We start from the raw sequence: 21,466 nt of genomic DNA on the forward strand, positions 1-21,466 counted from the left end.
GACGTCATGCTGTGTCAAAAAGACATGGATGCATGTAAGTGCATGAATTACAAGCTGTGCAAACCTGGCATGTACTTTGCCAGTGCTCAAGATGTCCTGGCGCATTGCGCTGCCGTGACTTTGTAAAAAGGAAAGATCTCATGCTGAATGAACGCCAACGTGCCATTGTCAAATCTACCGTGCCTTTGCTGGAAGCCGGGGGCGAAGCGCTCACTACCCATTTCTATCAGCTGATGCTGTCTGAAAACGAGGCTGTGCAGCCACTGTTTAACAGCGTGCACCAGCAAACCGGTGCACAGCCTCGCGCACTGGCGCGCAGCGTGCTGATGTATGCCAAGCACATTGATGACTTGTCGGGCCTGGGCGATTTGCCTGCGCAGATCATTCATAAGCATGTGTCTTTGCAGGTGCAGCCAGAGCATTACCCCATCGTTGGTGCTTACTTGCTGCGTGCTATCCGCGAAGTGCTGGGTGCAGAAATTGTGACCGATGAAGTGATTGACGCCTGGGGCGCTGCCTACGGGCAACTGGCTGATATTTTGATCAGCGCCGAAAAAAGCATGTATGCAGACAATGCGCAGCTAGAAGGCGGCTGGGCAGGTGTTCGTCGTTTCGTGGTGGCACGCAAACAGGCTGAGACGTCAGAGATTACGTCGTTTACCTTGCACCCTGAAGACGGCGGCAAAGTGGTGGCTTACCAGGCGGGTCAATTCATTGGTTTGCGTCTCTTGGTCAATGGCAAAGAGCAGCGGCGCAACTATTCGCTGTCGCAGGCGGCGGATGGACGCAGCTTGCGCATCAGTGTCAAGCGTGAGGCACAGGGCGTGGTGTCATCGCACTTGCACACGCAGGTGCATGAGGGTGATGTGCTGGAAGTGTTTGCACCTGCCGGTCACTTCACGCTGGACGACAGCGACAAGCCTTTGGTGCTGATGGCCGCAGGCGTTGGCATCACCCCCTTGATGGCGATGCTGGAAAAAGCATTGGCTGCACAGCGGCCCACTACCTTGATTCATTGCACACGCAGCCCTGACTTACAAGCCTTTCGCACCCAGCTGATCGAGCTGGCCGCGCAGCATTCCCACTTGCAGCTGCGCTTTAGCTACGAGCAAGAAGCCGCACCCGAAAACACTGAGGGTGTGCAAGTTGCCACGGGCATGCCTGATGCCGCTTTGCTCCAGGCCTGGCTGCCGGTGCAGCGTGATGTACAGGCCTACTTTCTGGGCCCTGTCGGCTTTATGCGTTTGGCGCAAACCGTTTTGCGTGATGCTGGCGTGCCTAAGGCACAAAGTCATCACGAGTTTTTTGGCCCGGCACAGGCGCTGGCAGCTTAACTGGCATGATGGCCAAAGTTGGTTGGTGAGTGCTGACAAAGCACTGATCCACTGCGTTGGCACTTGAGCAACCCCGTCTGCCGTGACGGGGTTTTTTTTGTTATTAGATGAATATTAAAAATGCCTGGAAGCCCGCTGTTGCCCCTGCGGCGCGCCTTGATGTCTTTCGTGTAGGGCTGGGCGCTACGCTGGGTCTGGCCTTGGCCATGTTGCTGGTCTTTGAGGGCCGGCAACTGGGGTTTGCCATGGGCCTGAGCTTGTTTGCCCCTTTGGGGGCCAGTGCTGTTTTGCTTTTTGCAGTGCACACCAGCCCGCTGGCACAGCCTTGGTCCTGCGTGGCAGGTAACACTGTCTCGGCGCTGTGGGCGTGTCTGGTGGTCAGCTGCATTCCGCTGCAATGGGCGCCTGCTGTCGCTGTGGGGGGCTCCATCGTGCTCATGCAGCTGACGCGATCTCTGCACCCGCCGGGTGGGGCCGTGGCGCTGTTGTGGGCGTTAGAGGCACAGGCCGGTGTCGTGCATGACTGGGCGTACGCTCTGTGGCCCATAGGTGCCATGACGTTGTGCCTGGTGCTGGTGGCCATGCTCTACCACCGACTGTGGGGCAAAACGTACCCGCTACAGCCGCAGGCACCTGTGCGCGCATCAACAGCCCAGCACTTGCCGGCCATGGATTTGTCCACTGCGGATCTGCAGGCCTTGCTGGCGCGGTTTGACCAAGGCAATAACTTGACGGCACAAGAGCTGGGGCAACTGGTGCTGGCAGCCGAAGAGCAAGCGATTGCGCGGCGATTTGGCAGTGTGTCTTGCGGGCAGGTGATGTCGTCTGCCTTGTGGACGTGCGGCCCGCACGATTCACTGGCCTCCGTGGCGCTGAAGTTTCAGCAGCATCCGATCAAAAGCCTTCCTGTGGTGGATGCACAGGGCCGTTTGCTGGGCGTAGTGGCGCGGGCCGCCTTGCTGGACTGGGCATTGGCACAGCGCACCAATGTTCACGAGCGCAGGCGTCAGCGGGTGTGGCGTTTGTGGGGCAAAAAACCCGTTCATGACACCGCATGTGCCGCAGATTTAATGCACGACGCGCCCATGCATGTGGATGCCAGCACGCCTGTGTCTCAGTTGCTGGAAACGCTGACACACCATGCTGTGCCTTTTGTGGCAGTGCTGCAGGCAGGCAAACTGGCTGGGCTGATCACGCGCACCGATGTCATGCGCTTGTTGCTGCACTAACTGCGGCACTGACCCTCAGTCAACCTCTGCATCAACCCGCATCGCCCCGAATCCGGCCAGAAGCATCACCCAGGCACAGGTGCTAGAGCGATTACCTACAATCGGTCTGCCCACAAAACCGTCCAGCGCTGCTGCGTTCGATGGTTTTTGTTTTTGGATGCGTACGCCTTTTCAGGGAACGCAATGCCTGCGTACCCACTCTCTTTGCTCTATGCGCCTTTTCGCTTCGATTCCAGAATTTTTTCGCGACAACTATCCCTCATCTGAACGCCTGGGAGTGCCGGTGGCACGCTGGCGCCAGAGCATTTATCGCACGGTGTTTGAGAGCAACACCGAGATGGGCAAGCGCTTTGAGCGGCGGCTGACACTGGCCATTATCTTGAGCCTGTGCGTAGTGAGTGCGCACAGCATTCCATCAATTGCTCAAGACTGGCGCCTGTACTACCTGCTGCGCGCGCTGGAGTGGGTGTTTACGCTGGGCTTTACTGTGGAGTATGCGCTGCGCCTGATCTCTGTGCGCCATCCACTGCGGTATGCGCTGAGTTTTTATGGGCTGGTGGATTTGCTGGCCATCGTGCCCACGTATCTGGGTATCTTCTTTCCCGAGGCGCATTTTCTGGTGGCCGTGCGGGCGCTGCGTTTGGTGCGCACGTTCCATGTGTTTCCGGTGTTGCGCAATTTCCTGGATGAATACCTGATGCTGGGTCAGGCGCTCAAGGCCAGTGCGCGCAAAATCTTTGTGTTCTTGAGCGTGGTGGCGCTGATTGTGTTTGTCATGGGCACGCTGATGTACGTCATCGAAGGCCCAGAGCATGGCTTTACCAGCGTGCCACTGGGTATTTACTGGGCCATCTCGACGGTGACCACGGTGGGCTATGGCGATGTGACGCCGTCCACTGCCATTGGCCGCATTTTTGCGTCCATCATGATGTTGCTGGGCTGGGGCGTGTTGGCCGTGCCAACTGGCATTGTCGGGGCTGAGCTGTCACGCAGCGCAGGCACCAAGGCCCGACTCAAAGGGGTGGACTGCGAAGTGTGTGGCCTGGCCCGGCATGAAGATGATTCGCGCTATTGCCGTCGCTGCGGCTCTCGGCTGCAACTGCCTGGCGCTGCGCGCGCGGGGGCCACGCCCACGGCCCCGGCCACGGCTGCGCAGCCAGCGGGAGCAGCCGCGCCGGCCCCATCCCGCCAAGACAAGGCATCAGCCACAGAGGCAGAAACTGCCTGAATGCGTTATTGATTTTGATAGTGGCTTGCGCGCATGGTTACGTCATTTGGTTACGTCATTTGAAGTACGAATGCATTGCAAAGTGCTGCGAATAGAGCGCAGGCAGCTCTTGTTTTAAATAATTTTCAGCCCATCTGTCATGGCTGATGCGCTGTGATAGCGCGGTATCCGGAGTAAAAAAATGCTTTTTAGTACCTACCAGCTGGGTCACCTGCAACTGCCTCATCGCGTGGTATTGCCGCCCATGACGCGCTCGCGCGCCGCAAAAGGCGATGTGCCTACCGATTTGATGGCCGAGTACTACGCCCAGCGCGCAACGGCCGGGCTGATCGTCAGCGAGGGCACGCAAATCAGCCCTGAGGGCCAGGGCTATGCGTGGACGCCCGGCATCTACAGCGCCGCGCAAATCGCGGGCTGGAAGAAAGTCACCGATGCCGTACACGCCAAGGGCGGGCGCATTTTTGCGCAGCTGTGGCATGTGGGCCGCGTGTCGCATGTAGCTTTGCAACCGGGTGGCGCGCAGCCCGTGTCGTCGTCCGCATTGCAGGCGCAGGGCGTGAAAGTGTTTGTGGACCCCGAAGGCAAAGGGCCTGAAGCCGGCGTGGGAGGCATGGTGCAGCACAGCATGCCGCGTGCGCTGCGTGAGGATGAAATCCCCGCCATCGTGGCTCAGTACGCACAGGCTGCGCGCAATGCGCTGGAGGCAGGCTTTGATGGTGTTGAGCTGCATGCGGCCAATGGCTACCTGATCAATCAGTTCATCGACTCGCAGGCCAATAACCGCACCGACGGCTATGGCGGCACCTTGTCCAAGCGCCTGCGTTTCTTGACGGAGGTGACGCAGGCCGTAATTGCCGTGCTGGGCAAAGAGCGTATTGGTGTGCGTCTGGCACCGCTGACCACGCTCAATGGCGCCGTAGACGATACCCCGCAAGCCACCTACCTTGCCGCAGCCAAACTGCTGGATGACTTGGGTGTGGCCTACATCCATATTGCGGAAGTGGATTGGGAAGATGCCCCGCAGATGCCGCTGGCGTTCAAGGAGGCGCTGCGCATGGTCTACGGCGGTACGCTGATTTATGCCGGCAAGTACACCAGGGAAAAGGCCGAGGCCGCATTGCAAGCGGGCTGGGCAGATCTGATTGGTTTTGGCCGCCCCTACATTGCCAACCCTGATTTGCCGCGCCGCCTGCAGCATGATTTGCCGCTCAATCAGCCCGATCCCAGCACCTTCTTTGGTGGCGCTGCCAAAGGGTTGACTGACTATCCGTTTGCGCAAGCTTGAAGGCAGCCCCGGGCATTCATGGCAACATAGGCGCTTTGAATGATTGGTGAGGGAATTCGCATGAAGCAGTGGCTGTGGGCAGTGGTGGGTGCAGTGGCTCTGGCAGGTTGTGCCAGCTCGGGGAAAAATGGCGTAAAAGACGCCGTTGTCCAAGTCAAAGAAGACAAGGTTGCACGCGTGAAAACCGTGGAGTTTGCCCCGCAACTGATTGATTGTGGCCGTACAGCGCAGTGCCCGACACTGGGCGTGCACTGGAGCAGCGAAGCCCCCAATCGCGCCATCTTGCTGGTGGGCACCTGGGGCGGCAAAGCCAAGGTAGAGGCGGTTGAGTTCAACGTTCGCCCGCATGCACCATTGCGCGTGCGCTCCAAGGCGAGCGTGGCATCTGCATTGCCGGGCGTGACGGCATTTGCCGTGCCCATGGATACGCTCGAGCGTGTGGCCCTTGGCAAGGGTGCATGGGTGCGTGTGACCACCGATGGCGGCGTGCTCGAAGAAAACATGTACACCGGCGAGCGTTCCAGCCCTGCGGCAGACGCATTCAAGCGTTTTGTCTATGAAGCCTATAAGGGCACGGACAAGGAAATCAGCACCGGGCTGTCAGGCATCTTTGGTGACAAGCCCTATGAGCCTAATTACGCAAAATAAGAGCTACTAAGGCTTTCTGGCTCTACGTTTCAATGCTCTAGGGCATTGAAAGCTAGAGCCATTAAGCGTTAGGCGCTCATTTTTATAAAGTAATGGGTCAGAGCACCACGTGTATTCGACATGGTTTTAGCCCGTGGTGAAGCGAGCCTGGCGCTATTTCAGGCATCATCGTGGGTTAGCCTTAGGCTCGTCGATATAACCAATGCATCTTATTACTTAAGCATTGCTTCTTTGGTGTTTTTATACCGACGCGTTACATTCCAACATCCCAATTTTTGAAAGCACGTAACTGGCGCCGGGTGGCGCAGCGTGCTGTGGCTCAATACATGATCGACATTCGGGATCTGTCCCTGACTTACCAAGGCTCCAAGGGGCCTGTCGAAGCGCTCAAGCACATCAATTTGCATATTGAGCAGGGCGAAATCTTCGGCATCATTGGTCGCTCCGGCGCGGGCAAAAGCTCGCTGGTGCGTTGCATTAATTTGCTCAACCGCCCCACATCGGGCCAGATGCTGGTTGATGGTCGTGATCTCATGACCATGAACGACGCGCAATTGCGCGCGGCACGCCATGAAATTGGCATGGTGTTCCAGCACTTCAACCTTCTGTCGTCACGCACCGTGTATGACAACGCTGCGCTGCCGCTGGAGCTGGCGGGCATGACCAAGGCACAGATCAAGGAACGCATTGATCCGCTGCTGGACCTGGTGGGGCTGTCGCACCTGTCAGACCGCTACCCCGCGCAAATCTCGGGCGGCCAAAAACAGCGCGTAGGTATTGCGCGCGCGCTGGCTTCCAACCCCAAGGTGCTGCTGTCGGACGAAGCCACCTCCGCGCTGGACCCTGAAACCACCCGCTCCATCCTGGACTTGCTGCGCAAGGTCAACCGCGAGCTGGGCGTGACGGTGGTCTTGATTACGCACCAGATGCAGGTCATCAAGCAGATTGCTGACCGCGTGGCCGTGATTGATGCGGGTGAAATCGCCGAGCTGGGCGCTGTCATTGACGTCTTTACGCAGCCCCAGCAAGCCATTACCAAGAGCCTGATTGACGAAATCGTGCCGCAAGAGCTGCCCGAAAGCGTGAGCAAGCGTGTGCGCACCCTGGCAGCCAAGTTGCCAGAAGGCCAAAGCGGCCAGTTGCTGCGCCTGTCTTATGCAGGCGAGAGCGCATACGAGCCCATTTTGTCGCACCTGATTCGTGAGCTGGGGCTGGATTTGTCCATCCTGCACGGTCAGATCGATGAGATTCAGGATCAAACCTTTGGCTCTTTGGCGGTGTACGCCAGTGGTGAGGCAGCCAAGATTGAAGCGGCCATTACGCACCTGCGAAACAGCGGCGTAGTGGTGCAAGTGGTGCAAGTGAAGGGCTAAGCGATGTTCGAGAATTTTTCCGAAATGATGATCGAGTTGTTCATCGACTCGTTCTGGGAGACGCTGATCATGGTCGGCATCTCCGGCCTGCTTGGCGGCATTATTGGTATTCCGCTGGGCGTCTTTCTGCGCCTGACCGACAAGGGTGGCGTGCTGGAGAACGCACCGCTGAACAACTCGGTGGGCTGGGTGGTGAATGCCGTGCGCTCCACGCCTTTCATCATTTTGCTGGTGGCCATTATTCCGTTCACACGCCTGATTACGGGCTCTTCGATCGGCACCTGGGCCGCCGTAGTGCCTTTGACCATTGCCTCCGCGCCGTTCATTGCGCGTCTGGTGGAAACCTCGCTGCGGGAAGTAGACAACGGCCTGGTAGAAGCTGCACAGTCCATGGGCGCAACCACCGGACAAATTGTCTGGAAGGTGCTGCTGCCTGAAGCCATGCCCGGCATCGTGGCTGGCCTGACCATCAGCTTTGTCAGCTTGACGGGCTACTCGGCCATGGCTGGTGCCATTGGCGGCGGTGGCCTGGGTGACTTGGGTATCCGCTACGGCTACCAGCGCTTCCTGCCGGACATCATGCTGGCGGTGGTGGTCATTCTGATCTTCTTTGTGCAGGCCATTCAAAGCTTTGGCGACTGGATTGTGCGCCGTATCAGCCACAAATAACTGGTGCTTCAAGCCCCAAAAAGCCCCGCAGGTTTCAAGCCTGCAGGGCTTTTTTAATGGGCGCCTGGTGCGGGTGAAAGTTCGGCGGGTTCTGCGCGAACGCTTCGCAGCATCCGCTCAACCCTGCGAGCTGGGTGCAAGCTGCTCGCGCAGCGTCTGCAGTATTTCTTCTGACAGCTCGGGGTTGCCTGCCGCCGTTGCACGGGCGAGCACCAAGGCCCCCACCATGCTGCTCAGTGTGGAGATCGTCTGCGCGCGTCTTTCCGTGTTGTCGCCTTCTATGACACGCATAAACCGCTGAATATTGCGCTCTACCCCCTGAGCAAACACTTCAGACATTGCGGGGCCGGCACGCGCTGCATCCGTGGCCAAGGCGGCTGCCGGGCAGCCTTGGCCGGGTTGATCGCGGTGGCTGGTTGAAAGATAACCATGAACCAGAGCCCGGAAGTGGTCTGCCGTGGTGATGTCTGCGGGGGTGTCTGTGTCTGCAGTGGCACAGCCCGTGTGCTCCAGAGCATCCAGTGGTGTGATCGTCCATTCAAAAGCGCGCAAACACGCCTCGCGTGCCAGCGCGTCTTTGGATTCGAAGTGCCGGTACAAACCACCGTGCGTTAACCCGGCATCGCGTGTGATCTCGGCGACGCCCACGCCATCCAGTCCTTTTTCTCGGTAGAGGCGAGCCGCTGCATCCACGATGCCTGCGCGGTTCTCTGCGGCCTGTGTTTTGCTCACTTTCATAAGTTAGATGATAACCATCATCTAAACTCATTTATGATGATTGCCATCATCAATAAGACCGGGCACACGAGACGTGCCTGGCAAGACAGGCGAAAGGCGCAGTATGAACAGGCGTGTTGTCATTACGGGCATGGGGCTGGTATCTCCTTTGGGCTGCAATGTGGAGCTGGCATGGAAGCGGCTGCTGGCAGGCCAGTCGGGTGTGCGTACCCTGGATCCTTTACTGGGCGCAGGCACGGGTGTTGCCGTTGCGGGGCGTGTGCCCGGGCTGGATGAAGATGCTGAGGCTGGGTGGAATCCTGAGGCAGTCATTGCAGCCAAAGAGCTGCGGCGCATGGATCGTTTCATTGCATTTGCGCTAGGCGCTGCAGACCAGGCCATCGCGCAAGCGCAATGGAGCCCTCAGACAGCGCAGCAGCAAGAGCGCTCGGCCACTGTCATTGGCTCGGGTGTCGGGGGCTTTAGCACGATTGCAGAGGCGGTTCGTACCACCGATGCCAAAGGCCCTCAGCGCCTGTCACCGTTCACGGTTCCCGCATTTCTGGCCAATCTGGCAGCAGGGCAGGTGTCCATACGGCATCAATTCAAGGGCCCGCTGGGCGCACCTGTGACGGCATGTGCCGCCAGCATTCAGGCCATAGGCGATGCGGCACGTCTGATCAGCAACGATGAAGCCGACATTGCCTTGTGCGGCGGCAGCGAGGCCACGATCGATCGCGTGGCCCTGGGCAGTTTTGCGGCAGCCAAAGCACTGTCAACCCATTTCAACGACCATCCCGCACAAGCGTCTCGGCCCTTTGATCTGGCTCGCGATGGTTTTGTGATGGCTGAAGGGGCAGGGCTTTTGGTGCTGGAGTCACTCGATCATGCGCTGCGCAGGGGTGCAACCCCGCTGGCGGAGGTGATTGGCTATGGCACATCGGCTGATGCGCACCATGTCACGTCAGGCCCTGAGGACGGATCAGGGGCCGCACGGTCCATGCAGATGGCCCTGCGACAGGCGCAGCTGCAGCCTTCACAGGTGCAGCATTTGAACGCACACGCCACCTCGACCCCCGTGGGCGACCGCGGGGAGCTGGCCGCTATTGGCCGAGTGTTTGGTGCCGGCCGGCCATCCATCACGGCGACCAAATCAGCGTTAGGCCACATGCTGGGTGCTGCAGGTGGCGCAGCGGCTATTTTTACAGTGCTGGCCTTGCGTGATCAGCTGGTACCGCCTGTGCTCAATCTTGAAAATCCGGACCCATTGGCTGCGGGCCTTGATCTGGTCACAGGTGGTGCCAGAGCGCAGAAAATTGAGCACGCCATGCTCAACGGTTTTGGCTTTGGCGGGGTGAATGCCTCGCTGATACTCAAGCGTTATTGAGCTTGAGCACTGGGCTGGCCTTGCGGTTATTTGACGCGACACTGCCGCTGCGTTGAATCCGCATTCCACTCGATGGAGGCGGTGGTTTGTCTGCCCATGCCTTGTGCAGCCACGCAGGTGGCCTGAGCGGCGCTAAGAACTCTGGCGAGCCAAGGTGTGCGACCCCTGGATGCATAAATCTTCACTGACTTGCTCGTGCAGTACATGCTGGGTCAGCACCGGTTCAATATTGCTTGAGTCCATGGGGCCGTACCACTGGCCACCGGGGTAAACAATCATCAAGGGACCGTGGTTGCAGGGGTACTGGCAACTGGTTTGCAGCAGCATGACCTTTTTCTTCAGGACCGGGTTCTCGCGCACTGTGCGGGCCAAATGTGGCCACAGCTGCACGGCACCCTTGGCGGTACAGCGCGGGCCTGTGCACCACAGCACATGGTGCTGGTGCTCGGGCACTATGGACCAGCCCTTGGGGTCGTGCTCCCAGTCGTCCTCACCCACCACGGCAGGCACATCGTGTGTATCGGGCTGCGCTAACGCGTCTTGTACCGTTGCGGCCAGTACATCGGCCAGCTGCGGTGTCTGCACCAGGGGGGCGGCAAAGATCAAGCGTTGGCTGTGTGGGCCGCTATCAGTACGGTCAATACGGCCAATACGGTCAGCACGCCATCGCATGATCAATTTGTGCAGCCAGCGGCGCAGCGATGGCTCGTCAGGCACCATCACCGGCAAGATGACGATGGTTTGCGCCGCGGCACACAGGTCCAGTGCTTGGGGCAGCGCGGGCTGAAAACGGTCCACAAACGCGGGCTGCACCGACAAGAGTGGCAGCCCCCGTGCCACCAGCGTGGCATGCAAGTGCTGGGCCAGTGCAGTCAGTTCGCTCTCACCGCTGGCGTAGCCAGCACCCCGGCTGAGAAGAACGATGGCCAGTGATGCTCTGCAGCCCGCCGCGGCACTGGTACTGGGGGGCAAGGGGGTGCAGGTCATAGCAAGTTATCCGGCAGAAATTCAATCAAGGGCTTGCCACTTCGCGGGCTGGTACGCACCAGCGCACGCACGCCATACACATCGGCAATGATCTCGGGCGTCAGCACATGTGCCGGCGTGCCTTGAGCGACTACAGCGCCATCCTTGAGCAGGTACAGCCGGTCACAGTAATGTGCGGCCAGGGGCAGCTCGTGCAGTGCAGCCAGCGCTGTCATGCCCAGGCTTCGGATCAGGTTCATCAACTCGAACTGGTGGCGCACATCCAGGTGGTTGGTGGGCTCGTCCAAAATCAATAACGGCGCTTGCTGTGCCAGGGCGCGGGCCATGAGTACACGCTGCTTTTCACCGCCGGAAAGGGTGGAGAACATGCGCTCTGATAAAGCCTGCGCATCCACCCGCTGCAGCGCCTGTGCAACGATGCGAAAGTCTTCTTCACCATCACGTGCGAACGGGGACTGGTGGGGGGTACGACCCATCAGCACCACATCGCGCACGCGCAGCTCAAACTCGCTGGCGTTTTCCTGTGCCAGTACAGCCATGGCGCGGGCATTCTCGCGTGCACTGGTGTGCCAGACATTGCGCTCGTTGACTTGCACGCTGCCGCTGGCCGGTTTCAAGATGCGGTAGATCATGCGCAGCAGGGTAGATTTGCCGCTGCCATTAGGGCCCAGCAGGCCAACCAGCTCACCCGGCGTCACATGCAGGCTGACATCGTGCACGATGCGAGCTGCAGCGGCTTGCCAGCTCAGGTTCCGGGCCTGCAGGTGCGCGCTGTGTGATGGGCCGCTCATACAGACAATCTTTCACGTGCGTTCTTGCGGCACAGCATCCAGACAAAGAAAGGGCCACCGAGCAACGAGGTGATGACGCCGACTGGCACTTCTGCCGGTGCAAATGCAATGCGTGAAACCACATCCACCCAGATCAGAAAAATCGCCCCTACCAGTGCAGCCACAGGCAGCACGCGCCGGTGCTCGGCCCCCACCAGCATGCGGGTGACATGGGGCACGATCAGGCCCACAAAACCAATCGGACCGGTCAACGCCACCAGCACGCCGGTGACCAGCGAGACCAGTACAAACAGCCAGCGCCGTGTGCGCGTGGTATCCACGCCCAGCGTGGCGGCGCTTTCTTCGCCCGACAGCAGGGCGTTGAGCGCACGTGCCTGCGTCAGCAGCAAAGCGGCGCCCACCACCAGCAGCGCAGCAGGCAGACCCAGCTCATCCCAGCGGGTGCCGGCCAGGCTGCCCAGCGTCCAGGTCAGTACCGAGTTGGCCAGCTCACGCTGATCGGCTGTCAGAACGATGAGGCTGGTGACGCCGCCCAGACAATACGCAATGGCAACGCCGCCCAAGATCAGGCGCGATGCTTGCAAGCGCCCATTGGCGTAGGCCAGCAAATACACGCTCACGCAGGCGATCAATGCGCCGCCAAAAGCGCCCAGCGGTAAGGCCAGTTCACCCGCAAAAGCAAATGCACCAAAGGCAAGCACACTGACCGCACCCACCGATGCGCCCGACGACACGCCCAGCAAATACGGGTCGGCCAGCGGATTGCGCACCATGGCCTGCATGGCCACACCCACCAGCGCCAGCCCTGCGCCAGCAAGCGCCGCCAGCAGTACGCGCGGCATGCGCACGCGCCAGACAATTTGAAATTGCGCCGTGCTCCAGTTGCCGGGCTGCAGATCCATGCCCAGCCGGGTGCCGATCTCATGTGCAGAAATCAGCCAGGCTTGCTGTGGCGCAATGCGCACGGGCCCCAGCGTGATGGCCAGTGTGAGCGACACCAGCAACACAGCCAGCAGGGCTGCCAGCCATAGCGTCAGCTGGCGACGTTGCAGCGCAAAGGCCACGGTGGTGGATGTCTTCATGGCAGGGTGACTAGCTGGGGGTGCAGCGCGTGGGCCAGCCTGCGCGTTGCCTCGACGTTGCGTGGGCCGGGCGTGGCTTCAGAGAAATCCATCAGTACAAAATTTTGCTCGCGTATGGCGGTGACATCTGCCAGTTCAGGCTTGCTGAGCAAAAACTGGCGCTTGCCGTCTGGTGTCGGCTGATCGTTGTCGACGATGACAATCCAGTCCGGGTTGCGCGCAATCACATCTTCCCAGTTGCCGCGCATCCAGCTGCTGCTCAGGTCATCAAAAATGTTGCTGGCCGCAGCCGCTTCAATCATGGCCTGTGGCATGGCATAGCGGCCTGTGGTGACGGGAATGTCAGTACCGCTGTCAAACACAAACACCTTGGGCTTGTGCGTCACGCCTTGGAGCGCAGTGGTGATGTCGCTGAGCTGGGCCCGCTGAGCATTGACCAGTGTTTCAGCCCGTGCTTCGATGCCAAAGATCCGTCCCAGATTGAGCAGGTCGTTGAAGGTGTCCTCCAGTGACACGCGCTCACGGGCTACCTGGCGGATGCACGATTCGCTGAGCACGTAGCTGGCAATGCCCAGCTCATTGAGGCTGGCTGGCGTAATCTGCCCCTGCCTGAACCCGTAAGACCAGCCGCTGAAAACAAAGTCTGGCTGAGCGTTCAGCAAGGTCTCCAGATTCATGCCCTGGCTTGACAAGTCAGGCACCCGGGCCAGCAGTGGTTGCATGGGGGCGGGTAAACGCCTGATATCACGCAGGCCGCCATAGCCCACCAGACTGTCTTGCAGCTTTAGCGCCAAAAACATCTCGATGAGGTTGATGCCATGGACCACAGCGCGCTGGGGCACCTGATCGAAGATCACTGGCTGGCCGCAGACTTCAATGGTTCTGGGCGCCAGAGCGGCCTTGCCCGGTGCCTGGCTCTGTGTGCTTTGGTCAGAGCAGCCACTGAGTGCAATGCCAGCCATGACTGTGATCGTCGATAGCTTTAAAAACATGAGCATATAGCGCACGTATTTATTGAATTTCATAGTGATATGTATTTGAATGCAATGAAATACATGCGCTGGTAGCTATTTTTTAAATGGCGTTAGAAAGAAAACTCAGCCGTCAGATCTACGCGGCGACCTTCGCCCGGGTAGGCCTGAGCCGCCTTGGCGCTGGAGATGGCGGAGTAGGTGTAGAGCTTGTCGGTCAGGTTGCGCACCGTCAGTCGATAGGTGCTGCGCGGCAGGGGGCGCCAGCTCAGGGCAGCATCCCACACGGTGTAGCCAGCGCTACGGGCTGTGTTGGCGTTGTCTGCAAAGCGGCTGCCCACGGCGCGTGCGCCCAGCGATGCCTGCAAACGCCCCAAGCTGCTGTGCGTGGTGTAGTGCGCCCACAGATTGGCGGTGTTGCGTGCCACATTGGTGGGGCGCTTGCCTGAGCGGTCCACGCCGCCTGCTTCGATCAGCTTGTCGTACTGGGCATCCACAAAAGCGTAATTGCCTTCCAGTCGCCAGTTGGGTGACAGGCGCAGCACCGTGCTCAGCTCCAGACCCTGAGAGCTTTGCTTGCCACCTTGCACGGACAGCTGGCTGTTGTTCGGGTCGCGGGTGATGATGTCTTTTTTCTCGATGCGATAGACCGCTGCAGTCCACTCGCCCTGTGCAAATTGCTGCTTCAGCCCCAATTCAATCTGGCGCGCTGTGGTCAGCTTGAAGGGCTTGTTGCCAAGGTTCAACGTCAGGACGTTGGTGACCGGGTCATGCCCTTGCGATATTTGTCCATACAGACTGGTCTTGGTGCTCAGCTTGTGCGACAGCCCCAGCCGCCATGCCGTGCCGGTCAGGCTCTTTTCAAACGAGCTGGTCCCAATCAGGTCCGTTCGCTCGAAGTCCGTCATATCGCGGCGGATGCCTGCCAGCAGCAGCCAGCGATCATTGATTGACCAGGCGTCTTCAGCGTAGAAATTATGGGTGGTTGCCTGAGTAGTAAATCGTGGGATCGAGCTTGTGGTGTTGTCCCAGCCTTGATAGTGGGCATCCACAGGCAACGTGGTGGAGTAGTTAAAGCCCGAGGAGGCATAGCCGAATTTAGCCCGCGTCACCTCCCAGCCCACTACCAGCTGGTGAGCCCCGGCCTTGAGTTTGGTTTCCAGACGGTTGCCGGTCTGCTCCAGGTCGTGTGTCAGCTCGATATAGTCGCCGCGTGTGATGGTCTGGGCTGCAGGATCGTATCGATAGGCTTCGATATTGCGCCAGTAGCGGTCAGCCTTGAAGTGGTACAGCTCGTTGCTCAGACTCAGCTGGTCGTTGACCTGGTACTGCGCGCGGGCGCGAACGCGCTTGTCCTTGATACGGATATCGCTGTCGTCCGTATTGAAGTTGCGGCCCAGCAGTTCGGGCACGATGGAGCCATTGACGGTGGGCGTGCCAAAGTAGCGTGCGGGTTTTTCGTCGCTCACATCGGCAAGCAGTTCAAAGCGCAGCGCAGCCGTGGGCTGCCAGCGCAGGGTGCTCATCAGCTTGCCACCGCTGGCGCGGGCCATATCGAATTCACCATTGGTGTAGTGGCCGTAGGCATCAAGACGGTAGCTCAGCGTGTCACTGAGCGCACCGCCCATGCCCAGTCCCAGCTTGCTTGAGCCATGTGAGCCTGCGCCCACCAGCACTTCACGCACCGTCTCTCGTGTGGGCTGCTTGCGCACCACATTGGCCGTGGCGCCAACGGTTCCCGTGCCATAGACAATCGAAGCCGGGCCGCGCAGCACTTCTACACGTTCATAGCCCCAGCTGTTTGCCGGGTAGGGTGTTGTTGAGGAGGCTACGCCCAGTCGCACGCCGTCTTCGGCAATCCCCACGGAATTGGTACCAGTAAAGCCCCGTGTGCTGAAAGACAGGCTGTTGTAACTGGTGGCCGACAGCGGCGTCATGCCTACGGTGCGGCCAATGATGTCGGCCATGCGGCTGTCGCCACGCTCTTGCCAGGTTTGTTCGTCCACATAGTCCAGGCTGGCTGGCAAGTCGCGCGTGGCAATGCCAGTGCGGCTGCCGGAGGTGCTGGCTTGCGACAGGCCCAGGCCGACATTGCCCATCACCTCAACTGTTGGCAGTACAGGCAGTGCATAAGTGCTGGAAGGTATGGCCTCCTGCGTCTGCTCAATGCCGATATGCACAGCAGCAGGCTCAGCAGCGATAGCCATAGAGGCGGGCACCAAGCCGATCAGAACGGCAGGCAATTTGAAATGATTCATGGTGATCAGAGAATGCTGACCGCCTGCCTGCTGCTGATGAGATCTCGCTAGGGTTGTGGGCCGGTATCTGGTCCTGCCACTAGCTTGTTGCCATCACGCTGCTCCCCGCAGACGGTCGTTGCAAATGCTGGCGAAAAAGGGGTGAACCCCATGTTGCACAGCGTTCAAACAGGCCGGTATCCGGGCTCACAGATGGCTTTGGGCTTGCCGCTCGCCTTCCCAATGTTGCCGCGCACCTCATGTTGAGGCCACGTAAAACATCAGTGGCTGGCCATTGCACTGCATGCAAGAGCCTCGAGTCGGATTTATCTGTTTACCGTTGCGGGGGCAGCCAGGGCATTGCACCCTGTTCCCGTTTAACCCGGGAGTGAACCCGAGCACCTGTTGTACGAAATTGAATAAAAACATGGTGCACATCAGTTGTGCACAGCATCTTCATTCAATAAGCTGCGCAGTATATCGTGGCAAATCTCCGCACCGAGCGGCAGCGCCATTGAACAGCTGGCGCTTTGGCAAAGCGTGCATCGTCTTTTTCGAAGGGGCAGGCGTGCGCAAGCGACGTGTATGTTGATTGCCGGTGCTAGCAGCGAACGGCAGGTGATCGGAAAAACGGTGCACCAAGCAATTTCAGCAATGAAAAAGCCCCTTTCGGGACTTTTATGGGTTGCTTTGAACCCTGAATTTGGCGGAAAGGAGCTTCCGCCCCGAGCCTATATGTCATGCGCCTTGCGACGTGATTTGTGAAATCTATAGGCCTTCCTACAGACCAATTCTTTTAGGACGCAGGTGATGCGGACGGCTGCATTCGGCCAGTCGCAGTCCTTGGGGTCATAACCGTAGGGAGCAGGTTTAGGCTGGTTGCCGACATTCCCGGCAACTCTATCCACAGACAGCTTGCGCCGAAACCTGTCGTACGCACGAGAGCCTTTGCAGGACTTTGCACCAAGGCACGCCTAAGCTTCGGATTTGCTAGCTATTCCGTCGGAAATCTTTGGTGCGCCCATTCGTTGTACTTCAAACTGACATCCTCCCTGGCCCCTATAGGACTGGGCTTCACGCGCGTTTGGTGACGGCGTTCGATGAGGACCAATGGGTCGAGTAAGATGTAATTGGCATCGGAAATTCATCACAAAAATGAGCTATATCGTCGCCTTTGTCCGCCTTCCCGGCACGTCCAAAGAATATCCGGTTTGTTGCCTCCGAACAGACATCAAGCCCGAAGATGCCGTGATTGTCGAATTGATCGGAAACCGGTTTGAAATAGGGAGAGTTTCAACCGTCAAGTATTTAGACTGGGACTGCAATGCCAGTTTAGTTTGCAAGGTAGGCGAAGGCGAAATAACAAGTCGCGGAGTTCAACTCGCTCCGGGGACTCCACGCTCTGTCGGCATAGTCTCAGGAGAGATGCTTATTGCGAGATTGCGCGAGCGTGGATGGACTCCATACCATTCGTTGGTCACGTACCGTATGGTCCTCGCTTTCAACAACGAGATTCAGACCGCTCGAATATTGGTCCGCAGGCATGGCGTCGACTTTCAGGTGCTCCCCGACTTGCAAGCCCTTCCTGTTGCCTTCAGCAAAGCGTCAGTTGCTAAAACTGAAGGCAGATTTGTGCAGCATTTCCTAGCCCACACAACGTTTAATTTGTACGAAGGAGCCATCCGGTTTGCCGAGGCGTTTGAGCGCAATGAAGGCAACTACGATCGCTTCTTTGTTTCAGTTGGCGAAAGGGATCGACGCACCGCAGAACAAAAAGCAGCAGCCAAAGCGTGCAGAGAAGACTCCGGTTTTTATTGGCGAGGCAGCGACGACGACGGGATGGAACAAGGCATGAACGCGTGGTACAGCGAGATGCTTGCACGAGACTAGCAATCGGATCGCCCTCCTGCAATGACGGCGTTGCGGGTGACCGGTCAGGCAGCGACTGTAGGGTACGACTCATCACACTCCACTGATGAAAGATAACTACAACGTTGAACGTCTGTTTTTCTTGACTGTGACAGACTGCAACGGGTCGATTTGCGACAGCCGCAACCGGCCAGAAGCAGACATTTTTACTTCAGCGCTGATGGTAAAAAGTAGTCCTAAATTGCTGGGCACTTAAAAATTTATGAACATTCGAAGATTTAGAAATGGTGATGAGTCGGCGCTCTTTTGCGTCTTTTATTCTGCTGTGCATGACACCGCTTCGCAGGACTACACACCAGAGCAGGTAGATGCATGGGCACCAGCAGATATCGACCCCGAGCTTTGGGCTGGGCATATGAGAGCTCTTCTCCCGTTTGTCGTCGAACATGAGGAAGAAATTGTGGGGTACGCAGACATTCAGCCCAATGGTTACATAGACCATTTCTTCATCTCTGGCCCCTATGCGCGACAAGGTGTCGGAACCCTGTTGATGAAACATATTCAAAAAGAAGCCCAACTGCTTGGCATTGCCGAGATGACGTCTGATGTGAGCAAGACTGCAGAGCCTTTCTTTTTGCGACATGGCTTTCAAGTGGTGAAGCGAGGGTTCCCAATTCGTCGTGGCGTAACACTTCAAAATGCATTGATGCGCAAAAAACTAGCGCAGTGCAAAATTGACTAACTTCCGCTTAGGGTCGAATTGCGACGGTCATAGAACGACCAAAGCAGCCGATCAATATTTCTACAAAATCCCCTGCTTACAATCCGCACTTGCGAAAAACAGTTCCGCAAATACGAAGAAACGGCCATGGAATTTTCTGCACTAGTACCTGAATTGATTGTGAGCGACCTGCAAGCCAGCCTGAAATTTTGGTGCGGGGTAGTGGGGTTTTCTGTTTGGTATGACCGCCCAGAAGATGATTTTTCTTACTTAACATTGGGTAGCGCCCAAATCATGCTTGAGCAGCGAAGCAATACGGGTGACGATTGGGTCAGCGCTAGTTTGGAACAACCATTTGGGCGGGGGGTCAACTTCCAAATTCAGGTTCCATCTCTGGACGCGGTAATTTCTCGCTGCAACAAAAATGGCATAGACCTTTTTTTGCCTGAAGAAGAGCGCTGGTATCGCCGAGGGACTGAGGAGGTAGGTCAGAAACAATGCATTGTTGCTGACCCAGATGGTTACCTCATCCGCTGTATCCAGTCGCTGGGGAAACGGCCAGCTTCTAACCTTTAACGTGCAAGGCCGCTGCGCGCGCGCAGGCAATACGTGCTCATTGGTTCACAGAGAGCGGCTTTGGGTTGTGTTCTGCCGCTGCTTTCGGCCATTATGGAGGTATCAAGAAGCGGTCACCCAAGGCCTAAATTAAGCTGCGCTGCAAAGCGGTGTCGGTTGGAGTCAGTGGTTAGGAGTCCACCGCATGGTGTACTCATCTTGGCCGGTGGCCTCATCCAAGCCCTCCCCGGTGATTTCAAAGCCTTGAGATTGGTAGAACGCAACGCTTGCCAAGTTCGCTTTGTAAACAGACAGGCTGAGGGTGTGGCGTATGGACTTTGCGTGGGCGATGAGACACTTTCCGACACCAGCACCTTGAAGATCAGGAGCAACAAAAATGGCAGCCAGCGTATCTCCAACAAGTGCATAAAAGCCGATCACCGTTTGGCCTTTCTCATACACATAGACTTCAGACGCCGGGATGTAGGTGTTGCGCATACTTTTCAGTTGCGAATCCCAGAATTCTGAAGCAACGAAATCATGTGCCTTGATTGATGCAGAAAGCCACACGTCAAGCAACATGTCAATGTCTGTTTGTGAAAAATTTCGAATCATTCAAATTGTTTGAGTTGCAATGCCTAACGTTCGGCATGAGCAGAAGCTGCTTCAATCTCGCGAGCTAATTCGTTTTAAACACTATAGCTTTTGCATGGATTTGGACAATGCAGTTAGCCTCGTGAATCATCAGATGACGGCTTTGCGGACCGGATCTGAAAGACCGTTAAGAGTCGCAAGCAGGCCTTGCCAGTAGGTTGATACCGGCCCATAACAGTGGCTTCGGTAGATAAGCAGCTTTGCAGTTCAACTTCAAAAGAGATTTACAAAACTGAGAACCGTCGACCAGGCCAGCTCAAGTAAAGCAAACGCAGAAAATAGTCCGTTCACAACAAGAAAAATCGCGCCAACGACAACCACTAGAACTATGAGTTGCACAGTCTTCATACGGTGAAGTCTCCCGAAAAACCCATTCAATGATCCATCTTAGGTTGGTTATGCGCTGCACCCACTAGTTCGTTTGCAGTCAAAGGTAATGATGGTTCTTAATAAAAAAGCCCGGTGAGCTTTGATCACCGGGCTTTTTGTTTTGTGGAATCCAAATCTGAGTTCAATTCAGGGCTTCAACCAGCGCGACAGTGGGGCGGCTTTCCAGCCACTCGTCCACGTTGTCGGCCTTCCAGCCAACTGCGCGGGGGCCCAGCTGGATGGGGGGCGGGAAGCCTTCGTTCAGCATCCAGTTACGCAGCGTTGATTTTGAGATGCCCAGCTTTTCAAGCAGCGTGGTGCGGCGATAGATAAGGATTTGAGTTTTTGCCATTGTGGTGCTCATGCGGGAATGGGTGGTTGTTCGGGGCGTAGCGATGGCTTGCTTGCCAGTTGCTGCAACTGTTCTTGCAGCACGTCGTCTTGTTTTACGTGCTCATAAACCGCCAACCCCAGCTGCTTGGCCACCATGTATTCCAGGCTGGCTCCCGTGGGCTGTTGCCAGCCGGGCAGCAGGTAGATGGCGTGACAGGTCATGAGCTGGCTGACGCCCATGCGCATGTATGCGGTCCAACTGCAGTTATCGTTTACGTCCGGTACGGGGTTCTCGGCGGGGTTTTCTACATGCCAAGCCCTTTTCCGTAAGCGTGCTGCAGCGTCGTGAAAGGCGGGGTAGTTGTTATCTGGCAGGCCCGTCATGGGGCCAGCAATGTAGATGCGCTGGGGCACCCATGCATCAGCCACATCTGCATGGTGCTGATGCAGTGGAGTTCTATTTTTTGCTAGAGACAAAGTCACCAAAGCGCTGGCACTCATCCACGATCAAGCGGGTGGCCATGCGCCAGCCGGTAGACCGGGTTGAGGGCACGCTGGAAATGTGCGTGTGAACCTTGATGAATAAGGACAACAAGACCAGTGGTGATTTCAAGGAAATTGACCTGCTGGGCCGCCAGATTGAGCGTCTGGCCCGAGTGCACAAGTACAGCGAGACGGGCAAGGAAAGCGACCTGAACCCAAAGATTGACGCTGGCCCCAAGGCGCAGCCTGAGCGCAATCAGCTCGGTGGTCAGGAGAGGCTGGAAAAGCTCACTCAGAAGGCCAATTGAAGTTGATATTAGTGGTCAGTAGCTGACCGTTAAAAACCAATAGGTGAGCAGTCGCCCTAATGAAAAAGCCCCTTTCGGGGCTTTTATGGGTTGCGTTGAACCCTGAATTTGGCGGAAGACAGCTGGAGTCGAACCAACCCAGGAGTGACTGACACCCCTCACCGGGTTTGAAGCCCGGCCGCACCACCGGGCACGATTGCCTTCCTTAGAAGAAGTTGCAGATTGTAGCGCGCAGT

21 protein-coding genes, 1 tRNA gene and 1 riboswitch are annotated in these 21,466 nt (G+C 57.6%); of the genes, 12 read left to right on the forward strand and 10 right to left on the reverse strand.

Translation table 11 applies throughout. The features are described from left to right. Positions 1-140 precede the first annotated feature (140 nt). From hmpA to H9646_RS01360, 7 genes are all read left to right on the forward strand, one after another. Complete coding sequence (hmpA, locus tag H9646_RS01330; protein ID WP_191721526.1) at positions 141-1,334, forward strand: NO-inducible flavohemoprotein; 1,194 nt, start codon at positions 141-143, stop codon at positions 1,332-1,334. A gap of 107 nt (positions 1,335-1,441) precedes the next feature. Next, entirely contained in the window at positions 1,442-2,563 is a 1,122-nt protein-coding gene (locus H9646_RS01335) for an HPP family protein (protein WP_191721527.1), read from the forward strand. Positions 2,564-2,774: 211 nt separating this feature from the next. Next, complete coding sequence (locus tag H9646_RS01340) at positions 2,775-3,791, forward strand: ion transporter (protein ID WP_191721528.1); 1,017 nt, start codon at positions 2,775-2,777, stop codon at positions 3,789-3,791. A gap of 181 nt (positions 3,792-3,972) precedes the next feature. Further along, positions 3,973-5,076, forward strand: a complete 1,104-nt coding sequence (locus H9646_RS01345; RefSeq protein ID WP_191721529.1) for an alkene reductase — start codon at positions 3,973-3,975, stop codon at positions 5,074-5,076. Between the two features lie 60 nt (positions 5,077-5,136). After that, the gene (locus H9646_RS01350; RefSeq protein ID WP_191721530.1) at positions 5,137-5,724 is read left to right on the forward strand and encodes a hypothetical protein; all 588 of its coding nucleotides are present in this window, start codon (positions 5,137-5,139) and stop codon (positions 5,722-5,724) included. Between the two features lie 326 nt (positions 5,725-6,050). After that, positions 6,051-7,097 (forward strand): methionine ABC transporter ATP-binding protein, encoded by a 1,047-nt coding sequence (locus H9646_RS01355; RefSeq protein ID WP_191721781.1) that lies wholly within the window; start codon positions 6,051-6,053, stop codon positions 7,095-7,097. 3 nt (positions 7,098-7,100) lie between these two features. Further along, positions 7,101-7,766, forward strand: a complete 666-nt coding sequence (locus H9646_RS01360; RefSeq protein WP_191721531.1) for a methionine ABC transporter permease — start codon at positions 7,101-7,103, stop codon at positions 7,764-7,766. Between the two features lie 117 nt (positions 7,767-7,883). Here the strand turns inward: H9646_RS01360 and H9646_RS01365 are convergent, their stop codons facing one another. After that, the gene (locus H9646_RS01365) at positions 7,884-8,504 is read right to left on the reverse strand and encodes a TetR/AcrR family transcriptional regulator (RefSeq protein ID WP_191721532.1); all 621 of its coding nucleotides are present in this window, start codon (positions 8,502-8,504) and stop codon (positions 7,884-7,886) included. Between the two features lie 103 nt (positions 8,505-8,607). Between H9646_RS01365 and fabF the strand changes: the two genes are divergently transcribed. Next, positions 8,608-9,870, forward strand: coding sequence for a beta-ketoacyl-ACP synthase II (fabF, locus tag H9646_RS01370; RefSeq protein ID WP_191721533.1), 1,263 nt, complete (start codon positions 8,608-8,610; stop codon positions 9,868-9,870). Between the two features lie 132 nt (positions 9,871-10,002). Here fabF and H9646_RS01375 read toward each other — a convergent pair whose 3' ends face one another. From H9646_RS01375 to H9646_RS01395, 5 genes are read right to left on the reverse strand one after another with little or no spacing between them, the layout of a single operon-like run. Beyond that, positions 10,003-10,857, reverse strand: coding sequence for a (2Fe-2S) ferredoxin domain-containing protein (locus H9646_RS01375; protein WP_191721534.1), 855 nt, complete (start codon positions 10,855-10,857; stop codon positions 10,003-10,005). After that, on the reverse strand, positions 10,854-11,648 hold the full coding sequence (locus H9646_RS01380; protein ID WP_191721535.1) for an ABC transporter ATP-binding protein: 795 nt from the start codon (positions 11,646-11,648) through the stop codon (positions 10,854-10,856). Before H9646_RS01380 ends, H9646_RS01375 begins: the two co-directional genes overlap by 4 nt. Then, the gene (locus H9646_RS01385; protein WP_191721536.1) at positions 11,645-12,730 is read right to left on the reverse strand and encodes a FecCD family ABC transporter permease; all 1,086 of its coding nucleotides are present in this window, start codon (positions 12,728-12,730) and stop codon (positions 11,645-11,647) included. The genes H9646_RS01380 and H9646_RS01385 overlap by 4 nt, the downstream gene beginning before the upstream one ends. After that, entirely contained in the window at positions 12,727-13,755 is a 1,029-nt protein-coding gene (locus tag H9646_RS01390; protein ID WP_191721537.1) for an ABC transporter substrate-binding protein, read from the reverse strand. Before H9646_RS01390 ends, H9646_RS01385 begins: the two co-directional genes overlap by 4 nt. 59 nt (positions 13,756-13,814) lie before the next feature. After that, positions 13,815-15,959 carry a TonB-dependent receptor gene (locus H9646_RS01395; RefSeq protein WP_191721538.1) on the reverse strand — a complete coding sequence of 715 codons (2,145 nt, stop codon included), beginning with the start codon at positions 15,957-15,959 and terminating at the stop codon, positions 13,815-13,817. Positions 15,960-16,112: 153 nt separating this feature from the next. Continuing rightward, positions 16,113-16,359: riboswitch (cobalamin riboswitch) on the reverse strand. Positions 16,360-17,093: 734 nt separating this feature from the next. Between H9646_RS01395 and H9646_RS01400 the strand changes: the two genes are divergently transcribed. The 3 genes from H9646_RS01400 to H9646_RS01410 all read left to right on the forward strand — a co-directional run bounded on the left by H9646_RS01400 (position 17,094) and on the right by H9646_RS01410 (position 19,104). Then, on the forward strand, positions 17,094-17,828 hold the full coding sequence (locus H9646_RS01400; protein ID WP_191721539.1) for a hypothetical protein: 735 nt from the start codon (positions 17,094-17,096) through the stop codon (positions 17,826-17,828). A gap of 241 nt (positions 17,829-18,069) precedes the next feature. After that, positions 18,070-18,549 carry a GNAT family N-acetyltransferase gene (locus tag H9646_RS01405; RefSeq protein ID WP_191721540.1) on the forward strand — a complete coding sequence of 160 codons (480 nt, stop codon included), beginning with the start codon at positions 18,070-18,072 and terminating at the stop codon, positions 18,547-18,549. A gap of 126 nt (positions 18,550-18,675) precedes the next feature. Continuing rightward, a complete protein-coding gene (locus H9646_RS01410) occupies positions 18,676-19,104 on the forward strand; it encodes a bleomycin resistance protein (protein ID WP_191721541.1) in 429 nt (142 codons plus the stop codon). 162 nt (positions 19,105-19,266) lie between these two features. On the opposite strand, the gene H9646_RS01415 is transcribed toward H9646_RS01410, so the two are convergent. From H9646_RS01415 to H9646_RS01425, 3 genes are all read right to left on the reverse strand, one after another. After that, positions 19,267-19,698, reverse strand: coding sequence for an N-acetyltransferase (locus tag H9646_RS01415; RefSeq protein WP_191721542.1), 432 nt, complete (start codon positions 19,696-19,698; stop codon positions 19,267-19,269). Between the two features lie 550 nt (positions 19,699-20,248). Further along, positions 20,249-20,458 carry a helix-turn-helix transcriptional regulator gene (locus H9646_RS01420; RefSeq protein WP_191721543.1) on the reverse strand — a complete coding sequence of 70 codons (210 nt, stop codon included), beginning with the start codon at positions 20,456-20,458 and terminating at the stop codon, positions 20,249-20,251. 8 nt (positions 20,459-20,466) lie between these two features. Next, entirely contained in the window at positions 20,467-20,868 is a 402-nt protein-coding gene (locus H9646_RS01425; protein ID WP_318244896.1) for a DUF4406 domain-containing protein, read from the reverse strand. Between the two features lie 149 nt (positions 20,869-21,017). On the opposite strand from H9646_RS01425, the gene H9646_RS01430 reads away from it, so the two are divergent. Next, the gene (locus H9646_RS01430; RefSeq protein WP_191721545.1) at positions 21,018-21,230 is read left to right on the forward strand and encodes a hypothetical protein; all 213 of its coding nucleotides are present in this window, start codon (positions 21,018-21,020) and stop codon (positions 21,228-21,230) included. A gap of 109 nt (positions 21,231-21,339) precedes the next feature. Here H9646_RS01430 and H9646_RS01435 read toward each other — a convergent pair. Beyond that, positions 21,340-21,435: transfer RNA gene (locus H9646_RS01435), tRNA-Sec, on the reverse strand. Positions 21,436-21,466: the final 31 nt, after the last annotated feature.

This window comes from Comamonas avium (assembly GCF_014836675.1).
In the GTDB taxonomy this organism is placed as follows: domain Bacteria; phylum Pseudomonadota; class Gammaproteobacteria; order Burkholderiales; family Burkholderiaceae_C; genus Comamonas; species Comamonas avium.